The following is a 22,805-nucleotide window of genomic DNA, read 5'->3' on the forward strand; positions in this document are numbered from 1 at the left end:
GTTTTTCATCGTGACAGTTTGAATTTAAAGTTAGTAAATTCGAATTATGAACTGTCCTATTTTTAGGGAAGCCTACAATAGGGTTAAGGTTCTAAATTATAATGGCACCATTGAATCTATTGGAATTAGGTCTACACAAATAAGATTGCTTACAGGTCCATTAGTCTCTATTCCAAATGAAAAAATGGCATCTGTTGAAATTGAAAATATTCAAGCCAGACGATTTATCAGAAGAGATTTTGATATCAGATTGAAACATGATTCGCCATATGAAGAAGTCGATAAAATTGTTGGGATGATACGAGATATATTATCAATTCCCGATAGTGAAGAAAATCATCCTAATCAAGCTATTAATGATCCTGATTATCCACCCAAGGTATTTTTTAATAACATCAATGAAGATTCCTTTAATATCTTCATACTATATTGGCATTTTCCACCTAATCATTGGGAGTATATGGAGCATGCACAATATATTATTATTAAGATCATTCAAGAATTGAATGAATCGGGAATTGAGTTTGCATTTCCTACTCAGATGTTACATTTAACTGATGGTGTTAACATACCTAAAGATCAAGATAAGCATAAAATAAAAAATTAATACTGGCTACAACAACAGTAACCGTTGCACAAGTCATTAATCCCTAAAAAAACGGATTTATACAAGCATCTTTACGGGGCTTTTTTTTTCGCTCAGAAAGGGAAAGTTAATTTTGGACGCTTTAAGGAAGGACCGAACAGTAATTCAAAGGCACTTTTGACAAGTGTTGCAAAAGCGAATGTTCCTACCCCACTTTCCACAAGTTTTTGGTCGAATTTCAGGTACTTTTTCATATTATAGGCAATGGCCGATAGGTGCATTACCTTGTTCGCCTGTTTGATCCCGATGGTATTTATCTTGCGCATGCCCATGAACTGGGTCAAGGTGCCAAATACCGGTTCTACCGTGCTCTGGCGTTTGCCCTTCATATACCTGCCTTGTTTACTGTTGACCCTGACTATGTTTCTCTGATACTCAGCTCTATAATACGTAACACTAAACTTCTTCTCTTGTGCGCTTTTACCTAAGCAACTGCTACGCATTGGGAAATCGATACAAACCTGTTTTCTAGCACGATACTCTTTCTTCTTAGTCTTAGTGCGGTAATCTAAAAATTCCTTGGTAAAGGGGATAACCTTACCCTTTGGGCATATATAATGATCTGCTGTTTCATTATAAATGAAGTCCGTTGGCCCGCCTTTGTAAGTACCGTGGGGAGGAATGAAACTCTTTAACCCCTGGTTTTCTAAAAATGCATAATTCTCCCCGCTACTATAACCTGTATCGGCTACGCAGTTTTCAAACACTAAACCTTGTTTCCATAATCTCCTTTGTAAGCGTTGTACTATATCTTGTAATTGCTGGTTGTCTTTGCCATCGGCATGGTACGCTTTAATATCCGTTATCACATGATGTGTCGTATCTACACTCAATTGTGAAAGGTAGTTCAGCTTTCTGGCCTTACCGGGTTTTACACTTATCCTGGCATCGGGATCCGTTGGGCTATAATGTGTTTTGTTACTGGTATACTTGGCTCCCTTGTTGCCGGCACAAGGCCTTTGGTCCTGGTCCTTCGCCCATTTCCTGTTACGGCCCTTTATCACGGAGAGCCCATTATCGTTGGCGGTAACACTTCGTTGTCCTTTATCCGACTTATCGTCTTTACTCTTACGGTGGGGCGCTTCTTTATCCATCGAACTAAGGGCACGTACCTTTCTAAGGTGCTCGTCAAGTTCATCTTCCGGTACCTTGAGCTCCAAGGTATCCATAGAAGCGTTCGCTTTCACGGGCGCACTGTCGATTGCCTGGGTATCACCGCTGACCATTCCCTTTTCAACACACAACTCTAAAACATTCGTGAACACTTCCTCGAATACCGACTCGGAGAACAGTTGGCGGGTACGGCTTATGGTAGAATGCCATGGCAGCTCCTCGTCGATATCGTAGCCTATGAAATATAGAATATCCAAGCGCATGGAACAATGGTCGATAAGCTTACGGTCGCTGATGATGTTCTCCAAGTAGCCTACCAGACATATCTTGAAGAATACAACGGGGTCAATGCTCTTCTGGCCGCTCTCACCATAATAGGGACGAGTAAGCATATAAAGAAATTCCAAATCCAGGACGCCTTTCAAACGCCTTTAAAAATTGTTCTTGGGAATGCGTTCGCTCAGTTGAAATTGTGCAAAAAGCTTTTCCTGATACTCCTTCTTTCCCTGCACACCTAAAATTACGATCGTTCTCCCTATTGGCAATGATCACAACCCGTTTTTTTCCTAACTTGTGCAACAGGCACAACATGTATAATTAATTGCTAGGTCACCGCCGACTTACGAACATTACTTCGGAATATTCTATCTGTGATTTATGTGCTAACTTTCGTTCATAACTACGTAACTTAACATACACAACAAAGTAAAAGACAGATTATTTTTTTTTAGAATTCAGAAAGAGCAATAAGAAAAAATCAATCAATTTTCATATAGGGTTTTTCCATTCTTAGTTATTATATAATCAAAACATGATCTTATGAAAAAACTAATGGTATTGACTTTGACAATGATTTTGATATTCAGCTGCGATCCTGTATCTGATATGGAAGCTAATATTGAAAATTTGACTTCTGAAAACCTAACGATAGAATTTATATCCTTTGATGTAAGTTCAAGTATAATATTACAAATTGCTCCAAATGAAATTCAACTCTTCCAAGAAAGTTTTGATATTGGAAGTACATTTCTTGAACCTTCACTTGTGGAATACGACTCTGTAGTTATTAAAAATCAGTTGGATGAGGTTCTAAAGGTGTACAAACCAAATGACACCAATAGAAATATTTATAACATAGATAGCTATTGGATAGCTAGTGAACCATCAAAAAGATTTTTCAAATACGAATTTGAAATAAATGACCAGGATATCGAATAAACTCTTTTACCAACAAAAAACCTGGGTAAGAAACAAACAAATGCTATACTTAACTGAGACACTATTCTTCTAAGCTCATAGATTCTAAAATCAGATTCTAAGGCTTTTTTTATTATTATATTATCTGTTTATGTAGTTAATCAATGCAACGAAATAAATATACTTGAAATTACCTCTAACCTTCATTATCTCTCCTTTAATATCGCTTTGGTTTATATAATTATCCTATCATAAAACAAAGTAACAAACATATTTTAATAGTTTTTGGGAATCTAATTATGAAAATTAGATTTGAAAAATGGAAAGTACGAATGGCGAACAAGCACTTATGAATATTGAATTTTAATTAACACCAAGTGATTTTGATGTCTTGAAAATAGGCGAAAAATATCTATACTTTGTAAGGAGTTTAAAAAACATAAACAGCAGGTACATGAATAGAATATTCAGATTGAGACTAGTTAAAGTTAAAAGATTAATGCAGGATATTTCACTTCTTAGATTGCGGAATGCAAATGTTATTAAATTCTGTCACAACACTAGCTCTTCCTCACCGCAGACCAATACCCCATACCATTTCAAAAGTTCTTTGTAGCCCTTCATTTTATTGAAAATATCGACACAGAACCAATATTACTTAACTAGCTTTTTATTTTGAAAACACCATGATAGAGATAATTTAAATTTTGAAACATCGAAGCCCAAACTATGTTTACATACTTTTTCGGTTATAATAAATTACAAATTACCTGCGATAATCCAAAAAATAAATAACTTGCAGAATATGGGAATATTCGACTTTAGGGATGCTAGTAAACGAAAGAAGAAAAGTGATAAGATTACTTTGGAATGTAGCCCAAAAGAGATACATCTTAATAATGTACTCATTAGTTTCCCTACCAACTACACAGTTCTAAAAAGTATATTGGGAGAGGCATCACGTATTGAACCTATTAAACAAACAAAAAACAACGTCTATTTATGGGATGACCTTGGCATCTACTGCTCAACTCCTAATCCTGAGAAAATGCTGATGTTACTCTTAGTAGAAGATAACAGATATGGGCTAGGTCATCAGCCCTTAACTAATTTTAAGGGTATAGTTACAATCGACGGTGAACCTATTGCTGAAAGCATACAAAATGTTGATGTAGACAGGCCCTATATGTTACGCTCAATTATAAAAGAGGATAAACAAGTAGCTATTGCTCTTGGCTGGAATCCAGGTGTTTAGAATATATTTTAAAAGTGACAAATGTCATTTTTATTAAAGTTCAAATAGCGAACCTTTGTTGCCAAATATGTTAAATCAACTATTATGACCATACAAAGATCTCATATAGGTATTCTATTTCTACTTATTTTCAACGTTATCCCTATAACAGCACAAACCCTAGAAGTAGATGCAGATTTAAGAGCACGCTTTGAATATCGCCACGGATTTAACAACCTCTTCCCTAATGATGCCGATCCAGCTGCATTTGTAAACCAACGTACGCGTCTTAATATTGGGTATACTGAGGAAAAATTAAAGCTATTTATTGCTGTACAAGATGTGAGTACTTGGGGAGATACCCGACAGGTATTATCGGTAGATGGTAATGATTCTTTCTTTTTGTTTCAAGCTTGGGCCCAATTAAAGTTCAATGAAAATTGGGCCACCAAATTAGGTAGACAAGTAATTTCTTATGATGATCAACGTATTTTTGGTGGCCTGGACTGGGCAATGCAAGGACGCTTTCACGATGCTGCAATCATAAGCTATAAGAAAGATGAATTCATGCTTGACCTAGGTGGAGCCTTCAGCCAAGAATCCACTCAAAACGAAGGAACAGCATATAATATTCAAGGTTTTTTTACTTATAAATCTATGCAGTATGCCTATCTAAAGCAATCATGGCAGAAAAGTTCTGTGAGTTTTCTTTTTCTAAACACAGGTTTTCAAGATTTTACAGGTGATGCTAATGATATTGCAGACGGCGTTTCTTATAGACAAACTACAGGTTCTTACTTTAAATTTCCTATTCAAAACATAGATTTAGCTGGTAGTGCCTATTATCAATTTGGAAAAGCAAATGCAACAACAGATTTAGCTGCCTATCAATTGGCTTTAGAGGCTACTTATAAATCTAATAAAATTCTTTACGGATTAGGTATTGAACTTTTAAGCGGAACAGACCAAAACGGTGACTCAAAAAATAAATCGTTTTTTCCTCTTTATGGCACAAATCACAAGTTTAATGGATTCATGGATTATTTTTATGTAGGTAACCATGCTAACAATGTTGGACTTAATGATGTGTACGGAAAAGTTGTTTTTACCACAGGACAAAAATCAAACCTATTGCTCAAAGGTCATTATTTTAGCGCCAACGCAGATCTTACCGGTGATGCAGATGCTTATCTGGGAACAGAATTAGATTTGGTATTTACACAGGTCTTAATGAAAAATGTAAAATTAAATGTAGGTTATTCTCAAATGTTTGCTTCAAATAGTATGTCGCTAATAAAAGGCGGTAGACCAAGTGATAATACCAACAACTGGGGCTGGGTTCAGCTAACCATCAACCCAAATCTTGTTAAAACAAATTTGAGTAAAGCATCAAACTAAGCATACAACTACCTCAACATGGTAAAGCTGCAATCCAAAAGATTGCAGCATATTTTATCCACCATTAGCAACCATACCCCGATTGTAATGAGAATCTGAATTCTTAAATTTTTCTAGAGTATCCATACCGTTACGCATTTTTTGCTTTGCCTGTTACGCTTTCCCAATTATTGTAGTTATTGATTTTCCTTCACGAAGAGGTGTAAGTAATTCAAATTCCGTGGCAGAGAACAAACAATTCTTAAGTTACCCGTTTACAGTTAAGCGTATTCTATTACAACTATCGCAAAAAGGATTGGTTACAACAGAGCCTATGACTGCAAAAGTGCCCTTATAACCCCTTATTTGAATATTTTTGGCAGTATCATTAGGTACATCATTAAGTCTTGAATAACTGCTAGTATCATACTTATTGTACACTTGTTGCCATACCTCTTCAGTTGAAACAAGTTTTTCCAAATTCCTGTTATTACCATCAAATGACGTAAACTCAATAAAACGAATCTGCACCGCGCAATTTTTGATAAGTACTATAAAATAGATAATCTCGTGTTCATTAAAATCTTTTATTAAAACACAGCTTATTTTTACCTCAAAGCCCTCATTTACCAATATATATTGTATAGACCTTTTTAAAATAGTGCCTACGGGTTCTAAAAGTATGTGAACATTGTTCAAAATATCTAGGCTTACATTAATTTTTTTAAGTTCTATTTTCTTAAAAGTATCAATAAATTTATCTACGATTACACCATTGGTGGTTATTGCCAATTCTATAGGAAGAGAAGCCAATTTCTCGATGATCAAAGCTGCATCCTTTCGTACTAAAGGCTCGCCACCCGTAAAGCTTATTTTGGTAACTTAATTATTCACAAACTCTTTTGCAATAACGTAGATATCCTCATACGTCATAATATGAGATTTTGGAGAAAGTGGAATACCAGTTGCAAGCAGGCAATACGAACAGCGTAAATTACAACGTTACGTAAGCGAGATGCGTAAGTAGGTATATATTCTACCAAAATTATTGGTAAGTATGGTTTTAAATGCGGTGTCTAACATATGATTAATTATTTACTTTCCATTGAAAGGATTGATCTTCAAAAATTTATTTTCCAAAAACAGGCACTTCTACTTTTATAGCTTCCACCACATATTCTAATGCTTTAAAGACTTCTTTTCTTCTAGGAGACGAGACAAAAACAAACAGACATATTTCTCCTGATTTTACCTCTCCCATACTGTGGTATATATGCATACATGTAAGGTTGAATTTATCAAAAGTAGCTTCTCGTATGTCATGAAATTTCTTATTTGCCATATCTTCATATGCCGTATACTCAATAGCTGCAACTTTTTTATCATCTACAACATCTGCCCGCACTTGGCCTAGAAAAATATTATGCGCACCAATAGAAGTTTTAGATTGATGTTTGGCAATAGATTCCGCTATAAATGACGAAGAAATTGCGCCTGGTTTAAATACGTTTTTATAAATAGTGCTCATGGGTCTAATTCTAGTTCTTTACTCTAATTTTGTATCTTTTAAAATTTCGTTTAGCATTTCAAATTCTTGATCCAAAAATTCCCAACACTTTTTGTTAATTATATCAAAGGCTACTATTAGTTTTTTGCCATAGGGTGTAATAACCGTCCCTCCTCCTTTTTGTCCACCAACTGATGTTGTTACGACAGCTTGCTTTGCAGATCTGTTTACAGCATCTACCAAAGTCCACGCTTTCTTATAAGACATGCCAATAGACTTTGCTGCTTTTGATAATGAGCCCAGTGTTTCAATTTCCTTTAATAGTCGAACTCTTCCCTCTCCTACTAAAACATTATCCCCTACTTCTATCCAAATCCTACTTTTAATTTTATAATCGCTCATAACAAACAGTTTATTTAGTGGGCAGTAATATGGTTTTTACATTTTGACCTTTTTTAATTTCTGTAGAGTTTTTAGGTAAACAAACCAGTGCATTGGCATCTCCAAAAGCACGTATCATAGCAGAACTCTGTCCTCCTAAAATCATAATTCCGGCATCTTCTATTCGCGCTTTTAGAAATTGTGCTTGAGTTCCTTTTACCGAATAGTCAGATAACAAAGGCAAAAAAATACTTGGTAGTTTCATATGTTCTGCACCTTCGTACTTCTTTAAAAGAGGATACACATAAATATAGAAACAACTAAGCGCAGCGGCAGGATTACCGGGGAGTCCAAATATTGATGTTCCTTCCTTCATTCCAAAAAATAGTGGTTTTCCGGGCTTTTGTTTCACCTTATAAAAAATCTCTTGTACGCCAATAGCATTAAATGCTTTTCCAACATAGTCATAATCTCCTACTGATACACCACCTGTAACAATTACAATATCATGTCTTTTGATGGCAGCTTTTAATACATTTTTTGTTTTATCATAATCGTCCTTAATAATGAGAACCAAGGTATTTTTATAACCTAATTCTTTTAACACAGCGGTTAGCATAGCGCCATTAGATTCGTAGATCTCACCATAACACAACTTAGCACCTGGACTTACAAGTTCGTTACCCGTAACTAAAATGGCTATTGACGGCTTTTCACAAACCGTAATTTTAGTAACACCCAAACTGGCCAAAAATCCTATATGAACTCCCTTAATTGTAGTTCCTTTGTTCATGGCAATACCACCTGCTTTAATTTGCTCTCCTTGGGGCCTGATGTTCGTATTCACAATTAGAGATTCTTCAATGGTAATTTTACTGCCATCTACGATTACCTTTTCTTGCATTACAACCGTGTTTGCTGTAACGGGCACTGGAGCTCCCGTAAAAATGCGCACAGCTTCTCCCTTATTTAAAGTTAGATTGTTATTATCACCTGCCTTTACTTCACCTACGATAGTGTAAAAAACATCATCTCCTATATGTAAAGCATAACCGTCCATAGCAGATTGCCTAAAAGGAGGCATATCTATTTCTGAAATTACATCTTTGGCCAGAACATAATCTAGTCCATCACTAAGGTCAACTTCAAGAAATTTCGTATTAATGGAGCCATGTAATAAAACCAATTCTATGGCTGTAGTGGTATCTATCATTAGACTTGTGTTATACTTGCTTTAAATCTTATTATGTAAACATTTAAAACCTAATTCAATTTTAAAATCAATATTTTTTCTAAAAAAATATTAGTTGTGCCCTTGTAATAAGTATCAATTTCAAGAAATGATGAACACAAAAATCGTTATTTCCATTCAAATATAACGAGTGATTTATTACGATTTCTATGATATTAATCATCTTTTTAAACACTATGCTTTACTATTTTTATTAAATTGTTAAACAACTGTTAAAGAAAATTAATAGTTCTCACCCTTAAATGACCGACCAAAAATGCCCATTAAAAGTTATCTAGCTCACCCTATCGCAGGAAGAAAAGAAGAATTAATGACCGCATTAGTTACTCTTGGACAATGCGAAGTTATTCCTGCTGAGAACCAAAACATTTTGGCATTGGTTACCGATACCCAAAACGAAAAAGAAGACGAAATACTAAAAGAAAAAATTGAAGCCCTAAGCAGTCTAAAATTACTTGCCTTAGTTTCTGGTTTTAACACCTCTCAATAATTTATATAGCTATGTACGATTCTGTAACAAATAGAAGGAGTTTTATAAAAAAAATGGCAATGTTGTCTGCAATTACAGCGGCTGCATCTATGTTTCCAGGTATTGTATTTGCCAGGGAACAAGAAAAAGGAATTCCTGAAAATGCAAAACTAGATTGGAAAAAAGGTCCGTGTAGATTCTGCGGCGTAGGTTGTGGCATACTTGTAGGTACTGAAAACGGAAAAGCTGTTGCGGTAAAAGGTGATCCAAACTCGGCAGTGAATAAAGGGTTATTATGTGTAAAAGGATACCACCAGATTATGTGTATTCAATCTAAAGACAGACTTGAAACAGCCTTAGTAAAGAAAAATGGAAAATACGTAGAAACCCCATTAAGTGAAGCTTTAGATCTAGTTGCCTCTAAGATGAAAGAATCAATTTCGCAGAACGGTAAAGATTCTGTAGCCATGTATACTTCCGGCCAGTCTACCATACCAGAAGGCTATATTGCTTCTAAATTTATGAAAGGAGCTATTGGAACCAATAATCTAGATTGTAATGCACGCCTTTGTATGGCAAGTGCCGTTACAGGGTTCTTAACCTCTTTTGGGGCAGATGAGCCTATGGGTTGTTATGAAGATATTGATCACGCAGATTATTTTGTTACCTGGGGTAATAATATGGCAGAAATGCACCCGGTGTTATTCTCTAGAATGTTGGAACAAAAAACGAAACGTGGTGCTAAAATTATAGATTTTGCTACACGAACTACACGTTCTAGTACGGCATCTGATAGGTCTATCTTATTTGAACCGCAGACAGACTTAGCGGTGGCTAATGCTATTTGTTATGAGATCATAAAAAACGGTTGGGTAAATAAATCCTTTGTTGAGAAGCATTGTAGCTTTAGTAAAGGTCTTACCAATATTGGTTACGGTTTAGAAGACAAGTTTAAGTTTACTGATAAGCCAGAGAAAATAGATTTTGAATCTTATAAAGAATTTCTAAAAGATTATAGTCCAGAGAAAGTATCTAAATATTCTAAGGTATCGGTTAAGGACATTAAATATCTAGCGGCTATTTATGGTGACCCCAATAAAAAAGTAGTATCCTACTGGTGTATGGGAATGAACCAACACACTAGAGGAACATGGATGAACAATCTTGTTTACAACATTCATTTACTTACAGGTAAAATTTCACAACCTGGCAACGGGCCCTTTTCATTAACAGGGCAGCCATCTGCTTGCGGTACCGCTCGTGAGGTGGGAACCTTTACACACAAACTACCACACGGTTTAGTAGTGAATAAGAAAGATAGAGAAATGGCAGCTAAAATTTGGAAAGTTCCTGTAGAGCGTATTCCATCTAAACCTACCTATCATGCCACTGAAATGTTCCGAGCTGTAGATCGTGGAGATATTAATTTTATATGGGTACAAGCTACCAACCCTTTAGTTTCATTACCTAAGACCAGCCGTTACCGACCAGCAATGGAAAAGAAATCTTGTTTTGTTGTTGTTTCAGATGTATTCCCTACACCTACTACAGATGTAGCAGATGTTATTTTGCCGGCCGCTTGGCACATAGAAAAAGGTGGACTTTATGGTAATTCTGAGCGAAGAACACAGTATTGGCAGAAAATGGTTGATGCTCCAGGAGATGCAACACCAGATACTTGGATGTTTATTGAAGTAGCAAGACGAATGGGGTTTGAGGGCCTATTCCCTTATAGCAAAGAAAATCACGTAGAAGAAATATATTACGAATACAGACAATTTCATGAAGGTGCAGAACACAGTATGGCACCACTTGAAGTTTTAAAGAAAGAGTCTGGGGTTATATGGCCTTATGTAAACGGCAAGTCTACTCAATGGCGTTATAATGCAAAATATGACCCCGCTTGTTCAAATGATGAAGACTTCCATTTTTATGGTAAACCAGATGGTAGAGCCGTAATCTGGCAACGTCCTTTTGAAGATGCACCAGAGAAACCAAATCAAGAATATCCATTCTGGTTAAATACAGGGCGAGTTGTAGAACACTGGCATACAGGATCTATGACACGTAGAATTCCAGTACTACATCAAGCAATGCCTAATGCTTATGTAGAGTTTCACCCAGATGATGCGAAAGCTTTAGGAATTAGGAACGGAGAAAACATTAAAGTAAGCTCTCGCCGTGGTTCTTGCACCTTACCAGCATCTATTAATGAGAGAGGTTTACCAACCAAAGGGCAAGTATTCGTTCCTTTCTTTGATGAAAATATGTTAATTAATGATGTAACCTTAGACTCGTTCTGCCCTATTTCTAAAGAACCAGACTATAAAAAATGCGCGGTTAAAGTAGAAAGAGCATAGATTATGAAAAAGAGACTTGGAATCATATCGTTTTTTGTCATAATCTTCATAGCGTTTATCGTTGTTTGGAACTATAGCTATGAACAAGGGTTAGAAGAAGCTTATATACCCATTATCGAAACACCAACAGGAAATTTCATTCCCTCAGAAAGTGGTGTTTTTAGACGATTTGATGATGCAGGTATAGATTATCTAAATATGCCTGTAGATGAAAATCATCAACGAACGTTAGATACATATTATGATAATAGAGCATATCCAGGTGCTCCACCTAGTATTCCTCACCCGGTAATAAAAGAGCGAAGTTTTGGAGGCAATACCTGTATACAATGTCATCAAAATGGCGGATTTGTAGAAAAATTTAATGCCTATGCCCCTGTTACACCGCATCCAGAGATGATAAACTGTCGACAGTGCCACGTTACTAAGAACACAACTAGTAATTTTATAGAAAATGGCTTTGAAAAACCAGAACCACCAAAAGTAGGTGAAGGAGCAAACAATGCATTAGTAGGAAGCCCGCCAATGATACCACATCAATTACAGATGAGAGAAAGTTGTATTTCTTGTCACGGAGGACCAAGTGCCCCTAAAGAAATAAGAGTTTCGCACCCAGACCGGATCAATTGTAGACAATGCCATTTACCAAAGCAAACTGAGCAACCAAATATTGATACGAATACATTTTTAAGACAATTCGAAAAATTAAATGAAAAATAGAACGCTAATATATCTTGTAGTATTACTTCTAGGGGGTACCTTAATTTCTTGCAAAGAAAAAGAAGGAGAATACCACTCCATATCCGATAAAATAGAAGCAGAAAGTAAACCATACCACGGTAACCTGACCTCAGATGAGTTATTAGTTGATACAGAACTAATAAAAATTACCGAAGGGGAAAATACCTTTCTAATTCCAGAACGAAAAAGTCAAATAAAATCATTTGCCTGTATCGAATGTCATAGTAAACCGTTATCTGAAATGGCAGGTACAGACATACAAAAAGCACATTGGGATATTAAACTGAGCCATGCAAATGGCGATGCCATGAACTGTGCAACCTGTCATAACGGTTCGAATATGAACAATCTAAACAGTTTAACAGGTAAAGACATTGATTTCAACTTAAGTTATAAAATTTGTTCGCAATGCCATTCTAATCAGTTTGAAGATTGGAAAGGTGGCGCTCACGGTAAAAAAGTAGCTGGATGGGCTCCGCCCCGAGCATCTAATACCTGTGTAAACTGTCATAATCCACACAGTCCAAGTTTTGAAAAAAGATGGCCCGTACAATTCAATACAAAAACGGCTATAGAACGTAACGAAGGTTTAGATCATTAAACATAAAGGTATGAGTGATAATAAAAAGTGGTACTCTCTAGACCTAGGTCTAAACAATAAAAAAGAATCATCAGGTACTTGTGGTTGCGGTAAAACAGAAGGTAGCTGTAACAGCAGTCCTAAAGAAGAAGAACTAAGCGCCGATGAGTTTTACGAGGCTGCCATTAATGCATCTATTGGTGAAGAACGCCACCGAGATGGTTTTGAGCAGGTTTTTGATGTAAAAATGGACAGAAGAAGTGCCTTCAAAAAACTAACTGCTAGCCTTTTAATTGGCGCTGGCGCAGTTACTACTTCATGTAGCGTAACCACCGGAAGCGATACCAAAGAAAAAGCTCAGATAGATTGGGAAGAGCAGTTTAAAGGAAACTATAAACTAATGACCGATGAGGAGAAGCAAGGCACCATAAATAGACTTATGCGTTCATATGAATTAAGAACGCATAAGAAAATAAACATGACAGCAGAAAATGCGGCAGAAGATGTACTCTTTGGCTATGCTTTCAATATTTCAAAGTGCCAAGGGTATATGAATTGTGTAAGCGCCTGTGTAGAAGAGAACAACCAAGACCGAAATTCTGAAATGCAATACATCCGTATTCATGAGATGAAAGATGGTGAAGGTTTTAAATTCAATAAAGCTGATGATAACTATTATCACGAGGTACCTGCAGAAGGCCATTTTTATATGGGAACGCAGTGTTTTCATTGTGATAACCCGCCTTGTGTAGAAGTTTGCCCCGTTCAGGCTACGTGGAAAGAAGAAGACGGTCTTGTGGTTATAGATTATGACTGGTGTGTTGGCTGCCGTTATTGTATGGCTGCTTGCCCTTACGATGGCAGAAGATTTAACTGGAGCAAACCTGAAGTTCCTGAACAAGAAGTTAACAAAAATCAACATTACTTAGGGAACAGAATGCGTAAAAAAGGTGTCATGGAAAAGTGTACATTCTGTGTGCAACGCACGCGTAAAGGTAAAAATCCTGCTTGTGTAGAAGCATGCCCTACAGGTGCCCGTATTTTTGGTAACCTATTAGATCCTGATAGTACCATACGTTGGGTATTAGAAAATAAGAAAGTATTTAGGTTGAAAGAAGATTTAGGTACAGAACCTAAATTCTGGTATTTTATGGACTAACACGTATAGTGTTTATTAAAAGAAAGCACATAAATCGAAACGTTCAGAATATATTAAAAATTCTGTAGCGGTTGGTTTAAAATAATATAAAATGGGAACATTTAAAGTTTTTAAAAGTTTGGTTATAGATAGTTTAGATACTATAACTAAGGGATCTAAACGATATCACTTATGGATGGGTTTTTTAACCTTGGTAATGCTTATTGGTATGTATTGTTATTCTATACAATTAGAGGAAGGACTTAGCGCTACGGGAATGTCTGACCGCGTTAGTTGGGGGTTATACATTTCTAACTTTACCTTTTTAGTGGGTGTTGCGGCAGCGGCAGTTATGCTAGTAATGCCAACCTATGTTTTAAAAGACCTTGATTTTAAACAAGCCGTCTTAATTGGTGAGGGCCTAGCAGTAGCTGCACTAATTATGTGCCTAGCGTTTGTTGTCGCCGACATGGGCGAACCCTCTGTACTATGGCATATGATTCCTGGAATAGGGGTTTTTAACTTCCCTAACTCCATGTTAACTTGGGATGTTATTGTTCTAAACGGCTATCTATTTATAAATATTAGTATTCCCTTTTATATTCTATTTAAGCATTATCAAAACAAAGAAGCTAAGAAAAGTGTCTATGTTCCCGGTGCTATTTTATCTGTATTTTGGGCTGTGGGAATACATCTTGTAACCGCATTTTTATACCAAGGTTTACAGGCTCGTCCATTTTGGAACAATGCTCTATTAGGACCTCGTTTTTTAGCTTCGGCATTTGCTGCAGGCCCTTCACTAATTATTTTAATTCTAGCAATTATTCGTTCGTTTACCGCCTTCAAAATAGAGGATAAAACAATCAAAAAAATAGCGATGATCGTAACCGTGGCGGCTCAAATAAATTTGATTATGCTTATTTCAGAGTTGTTTAAAGAATTTTATGCTCCTACGCATCATAGCGAAAGTGCCTATTACCTATTCTTTGGCCTACACGGCAAAAACGCACTTTTACCTTGGATCTGGACTGCCATTCCCTTGAACGTTCTTGCAACGGTTCTGCTTACTTTTAACAAGCTAAGAAATAACCTCAAAGTTTTGTACTTCTGTTGTTTTATACTCTTTGTAGCTATATGGATAGAAAAAGGCTTCGGTTTAATAGTTCCTGGTTTTATACCTGGACCTTATGGAAAAATAGTAGAATATTTACCTACGGGTGTAGAAATTGGCGTAACCATTGGCATATGGGCTCTAGGCGCATTTGTTTTTACTATTCTTGCCAAAACGGCTATTGGTATTGAGTTAGGTGAGCTTTATTACAAAGACAAAAATACTTCGACATAATAAAGCTTGATAAATATTTTAGTTTTTTAGTAAAAAATAAAATGGTTGAAATAGAGATAAGTTTAACAATCGTATACTACAGTGAAAATTTATCATAATAAAATGCCCTGACCAGAGATTCTTTTTCCAATTCACAAAACATGATTATGAAGATTTTAATAAATTGGTGTATGCAATGAAATAATTAAAAATTAATGTAAATATCAAAAAGATTGATAATAATATAAACTTCTTACCTCAAAACCTTTCTCGCATATATTCAGGGGAAAATAAAAAGTTGGCTTCCCTTTCATAATTGCAATAACTAAACCATTGAAAAAGTCATATGATTCAATCCTATAAAAAGAAGCCGAAATTACAAGAAAAATATGATAGTATTGTTATAGGATCCGGAATGGGAGGTCTCGCTACTGCCGCAATTTTAGCTAAAGAGGGTCATAAAGTACTTGTTCTAGAAAGGCACTATACCGCTGGTGGTTTTACACATGTTTTTAAACGTAAAGGTTACGAGTGGGATGTTGGCATACATTATATAGGAGAAATGCAGCGTGAAACCAGTCTTTTAAAGAAGTTGTTTGACTACATCACAGACGGCGAATTAAAGTGGGCAGATATGGGTAATGTTTACGACCGCATTATCATCGGAAATAAACATTATGATCTTGTAAAAGGAGCTAAAAATTTTAAAAAGCAGATGATTGCTTATTTCCCTGAAGAAGAAAAAGCAATAAACAGCTATGTAGATTTAGTTTTTAAGGCTGTAAAAACAAGTAAAAACTATTATATAAGTAAAGGCATAGCACCTATTTGGAATACCTTATTTGGTAAATATCTTAAAAAACCATTTTACAAATTTTCAGACAGAACAACCTATGAGGTTATAAGTTCATTAACGAGCAACGAAACGCTAATAAAGGTCTTAACCGCGCAATATGGCGATTATGGTTTACCGCCAAAACAAAGTAGCTTTTCTATGCATGCTTCTGTAGTGCGTCATTATTTTGATGGTGGTAGTTTTCCGGTTGGTGGATCTTCTCAAATTGCAAGAAAAGTCGATCCAGTAATTACAGCTTCTGGTGGCACCATTTTGGTAAGTGCCGAAGTAGCAGAAGTAATTGTTGAAAATAACAAGGCTGTTGGTGTCCGTATGAAAGATGGAAAAGTATTTCATGCAGATAATGTAATTAGCAATGCCGGTGTAATGACAACCTATAACAAGTTATTACCATCAACTACAGTACAAAAACATCGACTAACCAAACAATTACAAAAGGTAAATAGATCGGTAGCACACGCCAGTTTATATATTGGTTTAGAAGGGACACCTGCAGAACTAGGTTTACCAAAAACCAATTATTGGGTATACCCAGAAAACGGAGATCATGACACCTGCATAAATAACTATTTAAAAGATATGTCTCAACCTTTTCCGTTAGTATATCTTTCTTTTCCTTCAGCGAAAGATCCAGATTGGTCGAATCGCTATCCTACAAAAAGTACTATTGATGTTATTACTTTGGTGCCCTATGAAGCTTTCGAAGAATGGGAAGGCACACCATGGAAAAAAAGAGGCGCAGAATATGAAGCCAAAAAAGAAGAATTTGCACAACGGTTATTAAAAGAAGTTTATAAACAACTACCACAAGTTGAGGGTAAGGTAAATTGCTACGAATTATCTACTCCCCTAACTACACAACATTTTATAAATTATAAGAAAGGGGAGATTTACGGTCTAGACCACACTCCTGCTCGATATAGACAGTCATTTTTAAAACCAAAAACCCCTGTCAAGAATTTTTATTTAACGGGACAAGATATTGTAACCGCAGGCATTGGTGGCGCACTTTTCTCTGGCGTACTAACTACCATGGCAATTACCGGTAAAAATATTTTAAAAAAGGTTTAAGATTTACATCAAATAGAACCACACGAATTAAATTTAGATATAGGTTAACTTTTTGTATTGCCTATTTAAATTAATTAGAATGAAAATAGATGTTGATACGACGGTATTGTTATCGGATAAAAGATTTCAATTTGGTCGCTTAGAAGTAACTGAAAAACTTAAAGAACTCAAGAAAGAAGGTTTGATTGACGAAAATCAAATTGAGAAAATATTGAGTGAAGATATTTTGTTAAAGATGAAATACAGAACTTATAAAAAATGTATTCGACAAGTATTCATCGCTATGCTTTTAATAGGTATTGGTTTAGGACTTATACATAATTCCCCACTATTCTACTCAATTATCGTTGGTGGAATAATTTTATTTATAAGCTCATTTTTTGGGATTCTATCTAATAAATTGACGAAAAATCAAAAGTTATATTTGAACTAAAAAGTACATTCTAAATTTGAAAACATAATTATCTCTAAGTGTTTTTTCGCAAAAGCCGTAAAATATTTAATTCTCAAATCATAACAATATGCGCCGATAGTCTATTCACCATAAATAGTCAATACCTCATTACAGCACTTTTAAAACTTCATGTAGTCTTTACATACCGCCACCCTACTATATTGCTGAAATATTGTAAATTACTAGAACTAAACACAAACCAAAAATGAAAAAGTTCTACTTTGCTTTCTTAGCAATTTTCTCTTTATCGCTCTCCGCCCATTCTCAAACGATAGATACGCTAGTAAATGTGGGCGGTCTCAACATGCATTTTAATATCATTAAAGGAGAAGGAACTCCGATTCTTTTTGAAGCCGGTGGCGGAGATGATAGTTCTGTTTGGACTCCTATTTTAGAAAGGATACATCAAGTTACCGGCACTACATTAATAACCTATGACCGATCAGGTTTCGGACAAAGTGAATTGAATCCGGCATTGAAGAACGATTCAGATTTCGATATTGAAAACGGAATAAAGGAATTAGAAACCGGACTTGCAAAATTAGGATACGATGATGATATCATTTTGGTTTCACATTCCTATGGCGGTCTCTATAATCTATTATACGCGAATAAACATCCTAAGAAAGTAAAATCGATTGTTTTAATAGATGCTACGCTAAGTGATTTTTGGAATGATGATTTCTTAGCTATGAGAGATATGTTTGTTGACATAAACACCATACCAAAGGGTACCGGCGATTATTACCTGAATTTTAATTACAATGAAATTATGCGTTCATTACGAAACACGCAGTTTCCTGAAAATATTCCTGTTACAAATATTTTTCCAGATAAATCCGCTCCAGTATATCCAGAAGAATATGCTAATAGATGGAAAAAAGTACATGTAGATTTAGGCAATAAAAACAACAATGTAACCAATATTATAGCTGAAAGCAGTGGTCATGCTATTTTTAATGATAATCCTGGTTTAGTTATCAACGCTATAGTTAAAGTCTATGTAAAAACACTAGACGAAAATCAACAAAATGTAGTCTTACAAAAGGCTTTGGACAATGCAATTGACTTAACAATTGTAACTAAGGTCCATAATCGTTCAGAACACGACTTAAATACATTGGGCTACTCCTTTTTACAAACCCAAAAATTGGACAAAGCGCTAGACGTATTTAAAACAACCACCATATTATTTCCAGAAAGTGCCAATGCTTATGATAGTTATGGTGAAGCTTTGTTGATAGCAGATAAAAAGACTGAAGCTATTGAAATGTATGAAAAATCTATAACCTTAAACCCTAATAATGAACACGGAAAAGAGATGTTGTTGAAATTGAAAAAAAATAATTGAGCAAATAAGCTTTAATCAAAAATCACACATAAATCATTTAAAATCAGACCAATGTACATACAGCAAACAAAAAGCCTTAAGATCTATTCTTAGGGCTTTTTGTTATGAATAATTTTTGTAATTATTTACCACCGTCCAATTTATCTTGTAAAGTTTTTAATTTATCCCAATCTCCAGAAGTAGCTAATTTAGCTTGCTTTGGCCATGAACCGGGTTTATGCATGGTATAACGTGGACCAGCTTCTTTTAGAATTTGTTCAAGTGTCTTTACAGACGCCCCAGCTAATTTTTCAAAAGTTCCGATACCCTTATCAGTTAAAATAGATGCAATTTTTGGTCCAATACCTTCAATCTTTTTTAAATCATCTTTCTTAGCCTTAGCCGTAGATTTTTTTGCCACTGGTTTTTTAACTGCTGGTTTCTTAGCCGTTGCTTTTTTAACCGGTTTCTTTTTCGCCGGCAAAACAGTTAAATCTACAACGCTATTATCTATACCTGAATACGGTGATGGCACGTATGCATCAGCTGCATAATCATTAAACCAGCCTTTATCTTCGCTCAAGTATCTAAACTCGTAACGTTTACCAGTTTCTAGTTTTATGCTTTTTACATAAGACCCATTCTTTTTTTCCATTCGGTAAGAACTATCATTAGTTTGCCAATCATTGAAATCTCCCAATAATATAACATTTGCTGCGCTAGGGGCTTCATTCTCCCCAACAGTAAACGTAACGGTAGTATGCGTACCCTTTCCTTTTGTCTCTTTTGTTAATGCCATTTTTCTGTAGTGTTTTAATTCTAGATAAAAGTTACATAGAAATTACTCATTTTCAAAAGTTTGCATAAAGTAATTAGAATATTTTACCAATAAGGTAAGATTTTAACTGATCCTAAATCTTTTTATTAAAGGAATGGAAACATATTATTAATTCTCTGTTATGATTGTAGTTACTTTGAGATAATGAATTAAAAAATGTTGGTGCGATTCCAGAAAAAAAACAATTTATTTACTTCATTATATTTTATATATCGTAATATTGCAATGAAACAATTAAGTTAAAAAAATGGGATTAGCAAAGACAGAGATGTTTACCAATGAGCAGAACAAGATTTCTATGTTCGCAAAAGCCTTTGGTCACCCTGCACGTGTTGCTATATTACAGCATTTGTTCAAGATAGACACTTGTATTTGTGGCGATTTGGTCAGCGAAATAGGCTTGGCACAACCTACCATATCTCAACATCTTAAAGAATTGAAGAATTTAGGATTAATAAAAGGTAATGTAGAAGGTACTAGCGTTTGTTATTGTATAGATAAAGACAACTGGTCTAGCATGAAAGATATTATGGCGCAATTTCTAGATCAAGATATCTCTAGCAACAGTTGCTGCTAAAAAAAAATTAACATGATTAATCGTTTTATTGCGATAAATAAATAATAGAAATTAAAATTTAAAACATAGCATTATGAGACTATCAGAAATTAAAGAGCTTTTAGGACAGTTAGACACCATAGGGTTTCAATTACCAAATGGTGAATTGGTACCCAATCATTTTCACGTAACCGAAGTTGGTAAGATCACCAAGAATTTTATTGACTGCGGTGGTACTGTTCGTAATGAAGAAGTTGCCAACTTCCAATTATGGAATGCCAATGATTATGATCACAGGCTTCACCCAGAAAAACTGATCAATATTATTAAACTATCGGAAAAGGTTTTAGGGATAGATGATTTGGAAATTGAGGTGGAATACCAAGGACAGACCATTGAAAAATTTGGGCTTGATTTTGACGGTACTTATTTTACATTGACTTCTAAACAAACAGACTGTTTGGCTAAAGATAATTGTGGCATTCCTGAAGAAAAGCAAAAAGTAAAACTTTCGGATATTAATAATGAACCATGTTGTGCACCTGATGGCAATTGCTGTTAACCTTTAAATAAACCAAAGAAAATGATTACTACAAAAACGAATATGTTACCTGAAATTGAGAGTTTAATAAAAGAATTAAATACCGATGCTATTACAGCAGATCGTAAAGTTGTTTTACAACCATTGGTAGATTACATTCAAGAGAAAACAAACGCCAGTGAAGAAATCAGAATAAATTTCATCTGTACTCACAATTCCAGAAGAAGTCATTTATCTCAAGTTTGGGCACAGACTATGGCAAACTATTACAGTATTAAAAATGTGTTTTGCTATTCTGGTGGTACAGAAGCTACTGCCCTATTTCCAATGGTGGCGGAAACATTAAAGAATCAAGGTTTTCAGGTTCAAAAATTATCAGAAACCACTAATCCGGTTTATGCTATTAAGTATTCTGAGAACGAGCATCCGGTAATTGGTTTTTCTAAATCTTATGAAGATTCTTTTAATCCGTCAGCACAATTTGCAGCAGTCATGACATGCTCTCAAGCAGATGGCGGCTGCCCTTTTATTGCAGGAGCAGAAAAAAGAGTTCCTATAACTTTTGAAGACCCTAAGGCATTTGATAACACTCCGCAGCAGGCAGAGAAATATACTGAAAGAAGTATACAAATTGCAACGGAATTATTTTACATATTCTCACAAATCAATAAGTAAAAATGGCTTCTAAAAAATTAAGTTTTCTAGATAAAAACCTAACATGGTGGATTTTTGCCGCCATGGCGCTTGGTGTCGGTATAGGGTACTTCTTCCCTACCTTCCCTGATTTCATTAATTCATTTAGCAGTGGCAGTACAAATATTCCTATTGCTATTGGGTTGATATTAATGATGTATCCGCCACTGGCAAAGGTTAATTATGCATTGCTGCCTAAGGTGTTTAGAAATACCAAAATACTATCTATAAGCCTTATTTTAAACTGGATTATTGGTCCTGTTTTAATGTTTATTCTAGCCATTACCTTTTTATCAGATTACCCAGAATATATGGTTGGTCTTATTCTTATTGGTCTGGCGCGTTGTATTGCTATGGTATTGGTGTGGAACGACCTAGCGGAAGGTAGCAGCGAATATGGAGCTGGTTTAGTTGCCCTAAATAGCATCTTTCAAGTATTTGCATATAGTTTCTATGCTTGGCTGTTTATAACCGTGCTTCCGCCCTATTTCGGTTTTGAAGGTGCCATAGTAGATATATCTATTGGTACTATTGCGGAAAGTGTCGCCATCTATTTAGGACTACCATTTTTATTGGGAATCTTAAGCAGGCTAATATTAGTAAAATTAAAGGGAGAAGAATGGTATACTAATAAATTCATACCTGCAATTTCACCAATGACGCTGATTGCACTGTTATTCACCATTGTCATCATGTTCTCTTTAAAAGGAGAATTAATAGTTGAAATACCGATGGATGTGCTCATCATTGCAGTCCCGTTACTTATCTATTTCACCTTAATGTTCATTATCGGATTTTTCTTTACCAAAGCAACTGGTGCAGAATATGATAAAACAGCATCAGTAGCATTTACAGCAGCCGGAAACAATTTTGAATTAGCAATTGCTGTTGCCATTGCGGTATTCGGACTCAATTCTGGTCAGGCATTTGCAGGAGTAATCGGTCCGCTAGTTGAGGTCCCTGCACTTATATTTTTAGTTCGGGTATCCTTTTGGTTAAAGAAAAAATACTTTGATAATCCGAAACCTAAAACAGCATAATTTTTAAAAATTACATAACGAATTTAGATAAGGTCAGGTTTTAATACCTGACTTTGTTTTTTTGATTATTACCTGCATTGTGGATACAATTACTACTCATAACGTTA

General features: G+C 35.3%; 23 protein-coding genes. 17 read left to right on the top strand and 6 right to left on the bottom strand.

What is annotated here, in order from left to right; genetic code table 11:
• Positions 1-46 precede the first annotated feature (46 nt).
• Positions 47-607 (top strand): mechanosensitive ion channel family protein, encoded by a 561-nt coding sequence (locus Q4500_RS08345; RefSeq protein WP_303599231.1) that lies wholly within the window; start codon positions 47-49, stop codon positions 605-607.
• Between the two features lie 92 nt (positions 608-699).
• Here the strand turns inward: Q4500_RS08345 and Q4500_RS08350 are convergent, their stop codons facing one another.
• Complete coding sequence (locus Q4500_RS08350) at positions 700-2,184, bottom strand: IS1182 family transposase (RefSeq protein WP_303599232.1); 1,485 nt, start codon at positions 2,182-2,184, stop codon at positions 700-702.
• Between the two features lie 394 nt (positions 2,185-2,578).
• On the opposite strand from Q4500_RS08350, the gene Q4500_RS08355 reads away from it, so the two are divergent.
• The 3 genes from Q4500_RS08355 (at position 2,579) to Q4500_RS08365 (ending at position 5,588) form a co-directional block, all read left to right on the top strand.
• Positions 2,579-2,977, top strand: a complete 399-nt coding sequence (locus tag Q4500_RS08355; RefSeq protein WP_303599234.1) for a hypothetical protein — start codon at positions 2,579-2,581, stop codon at positions 2,975-2,977.
• Between the two features lie 784 nt (positions 2,978-3,761).
• A complete protein-coding gene (locus tag Q4500_RS08360) occupies positions 3,762-4,211 on the top strand; it encodes a hypothetical protein (protein ID WP_303599235.1) in 450 nt (149 codons plus the stop codon).
• 84 nt (positions 4,212-4,295) lie between these two features.
• On the top strand, positions 4,296-5,588 hold the full coding sequence (locus tag Q4500_RS08365; RefSeq protein WP_303599236.1) for an alginate export family protein: 1,293 nt from the start codon (positions 4,296-4,298) through the stop codon (positions 5,586-5,588).
• Between the two features lie 246 nt (positions 5,589-5,834).
• Here Q4500_RS08365 and Q4500_RS08370 read toward each other — a convergent pair whose 3' ends face one another.
• The 4 genes from Q4500_RS08370 to glp all read right to left on the bottom strand — a co-directional run bounded on the left by Q4500_RS08370 (position 5,835) and on the right by glp (position 8,668).
• Positions 5,835-6,440, bottom strand: coding sequence for a radical SAM protein (locus tag Q4500_RS08370; RefSeq protein ID WP_303599421.1), 606 nt, complete (start codon positions 6,438-6,440; stop codon positions 5,835-5,837).
• 256 nt (positions 6,441-6,696) lie between these two features.
• A complete protein-coding gene (locus Q4500_RS08375) occupies positions 6,697-7,095 on the bottom strand; it encodes a molybdenum cofactor biosynthesis protein MoaE (RefSeq protein WP_303599238.1) in 399 nt (132 codons plus the stop codon).
• A gap of 18 nt (positions 7,096-7,113) precedes the next feature.
• Positions 7,114-7,476, bottom strand: coding sequence for a winged helix-turn-helix domain-containing protein (locus Q4500_RS08380; RefSeq protein WP_303599239.1), 363 nt, complete (start codon positions 7,474-7,476; stop codon positions 7,114-7,116).
• A gap of 10 nt (positions 7,477-7,486) precedes the next feature.
• Entirely contained in the window at positions 7,487-8,668 is a 1,182-nt protein-coding gene (gene glp / locus Q4500_RS08385; RefSeq protein WP_303599240.1) for a gephyrin-like molybdotransferase Glp, read from the bottom strand.
• A gap of 295 nt (positions 8,669-8,963) precedes the next feature.
• Here glp and Q4500_RS08390 point away from each other — a divergent pair, with 295 nt between their 5' ends.
• The 9 genes from Q4500_RS08390 (at position 8,964) to Q4500_RS08430 (ending at position 19,051) form a co-directional block, all read left to right on the top strand.
• Positions 8,964-9,197: a hypothetical protein gene (locus tag Q4500_RS08390; RefSeq protein ID WP_303599241.1), complete on the top strand. Its 234-nt coding sequence runs from the start codon at positions 8,964-8,966 to the stop codon at positions 9,195-9,197.
• An 11-nt stretch (positions 9,198-9,208) separates the two neighbouring features.
• On the top strand, positions 9,209-11,536 hold the full coding sequence (locus Q4500_RS08395; RefSeq protein WP_303599242.1) for a molybdopterin-dependent oxidoreductase: 2,328 nt from the start codon (positions 9,209-9,211) through the stop codon (positions 11,534-11,536).
• 3 nt (positions 11,537-11,539) lie between these two features.
• Positions 11,540-12,256 carry a cytochrome C gene (locus tag Q4500_RS08400; RefSeq protein ID WP_303599243.1) on the top strand — a complete coding sequence of 239 codons (717 nt, stop codon included), beginning with the start codon at positions 11,540-11,542 and terminating at the stop codon, positions 12,254-12,256.
• Positions 12,246-12,878 (top strand): multiheme c-type cytochrome, encoded by a 633-nt coding sequence (locus Q4500_RS08405; RefSeq protein ID WP_303599244.1) that lies wholly within the window; start codon positions 12,246-12,248, stop codon positions 12,876-12,878. Before Q4500_RS08400 ends, Q4500_RS08405 begins: the two co-directional genes overlap by 11 nt.
• A 10-nt stretch (positions 12,879-12,888) precedes the next feature.
• Entirely contained in the window at positions 12,889-14,016 is a 1,128-nt protein-coding gene (locus Q4500_RS08410) for a 4Fe-4S dicluster domain-containing protein (RefSeq protein ID WP_303599245.1), read from the top strand.
• 91 nt (positions 14,017-14,107) lie between these two features.
• Positions 14,108-15,340 carry a sulfate reduction electron transfer complex DsrMKJOP subunit DsrP gene (gene dsrP / locus Q4500_RS08415; RefSeq protein WP_303599246.1) on the top strand — a complete coding sequence of 411 codons (1,233 nt, stop codon included), beginning with the start codon at positions 14,108-14,110 and terminating at the stop codon, positions 15,338-15,340.
• Positions 15,341-15,665: 325 nt separating this feature from the next.
• Entirely contained in the window at positions 15,666-17,246 is a 1,581-nt protein-coding gene (locus Q4500_RS08420; protein ID WP_303599247.1) for an NAD(P)/FAD-dependent oxidoreductase, read from the top strand.
• Positions 17,247-17,325: 79 nt separating this feature from the next.
• Positions 17,326-17,679, top strand: coding sequence for a hypothetical protein (locus tag Q4500_RS08425; protein ID WP_303599248.1), 354 nt, complete (start codon positions 17,326-17,328; stop codon positions 17,677-17,679).
• 226 nt (positions 17,680-17,905) lie between these two features.
• Complete coding sequence (locus Q4500_RS08430) at positions 17,906-19,051, top strand: alpha/beta fold hydrolase (RefSeq protein WP_303599249.1); 1,146 nt, start codon at positions 17,906-17,908, stop codon at positions 19,049-19,051.
• Between the two features lie 121 nt (positions 19,052-19,172).
• On the opposite strand, the gene Q4500_RS08435 is transcribed toward Q4500_RS08430, so the two are convergent.
• Positions 19,173-19,829 (bottom strand): helix-hairpin-helix domain-containing protein, encoded by a 657-nt coding sequence (locus Q4500_RS08435; RefSeq protein ID WP_303599250.1) that lies wholly within the window; start codon positions 19,827-19,829, stop codon positions 19,173-19,175.
• A 286-nt stretch (positions 19,830-20,115) separates the two neighbouring features.
• On the opposite strand from Q4500_RS08435, the gene Q4500_RS08440 reads away from it, so the two are divergent.
• From Q4500_RS08440 to arsB, 4 genes are all read left to right on the top strand, one after another.
• The gene (locus Q4500_RS08440) at positions 20,116-20,445 is read left to right on the top strand and encodes a helix-turn-helix transcriptional regulator (RefSeq protein ID WP_303599251.1); all 330 of its coding nucleotides are present in this window, start codon (positions 20,116-20,118) and stop codon (positions 20,443-20,445) included.
• A 73-nt stretch (positions 20,446-20,518) separates the two neighbouring features.
• Positions 20,519-20,986: a DUF6428 family protein gene (locus Q4500_RS08445; RefSeq protein WP_303599252.1), complete on the top strand. Its 468-nt coding sequence runs from the start codon at positions 20,519-20,521 to the stop codon at positions 20,984-20,986.
• 21 nt (positions 20,987-21,007) lie between these two features.
• Positions 21,008-21,640, top strand: a complete 633-nt coding sequence (locus Q4500_RS08450) for a low molecular weight phosphatase family protein (RefSeq protein WP_303599253.1) — start codon at positions 21,008-21,010, stop codon at positions 21,638-21,640.
• A 2-nt stretch (positions 21,641-21,642) separates the two neighbouring features.
• Entirely contained in the window at positions 21,643-22,698 is a 1,056-nt protein-coding gene (arsB, locus tag Q4500_RS08455; RefSeq protein WP_303599254.1) for an ACR3 family arsenite efflux transporter, read from the top strand.
• Positions 22,699-22,805 lie beyond the last annotated feature (107 nt).

The organism is Maribacter sp. 1_MG-2023, from assembly GCF_030547005.1.
Taxonomy (GTDB): Bacteria; Bacteroidota; Bacteroidia; order Flavobacteriales; family Flavobacteriaceae; genus Maribacter.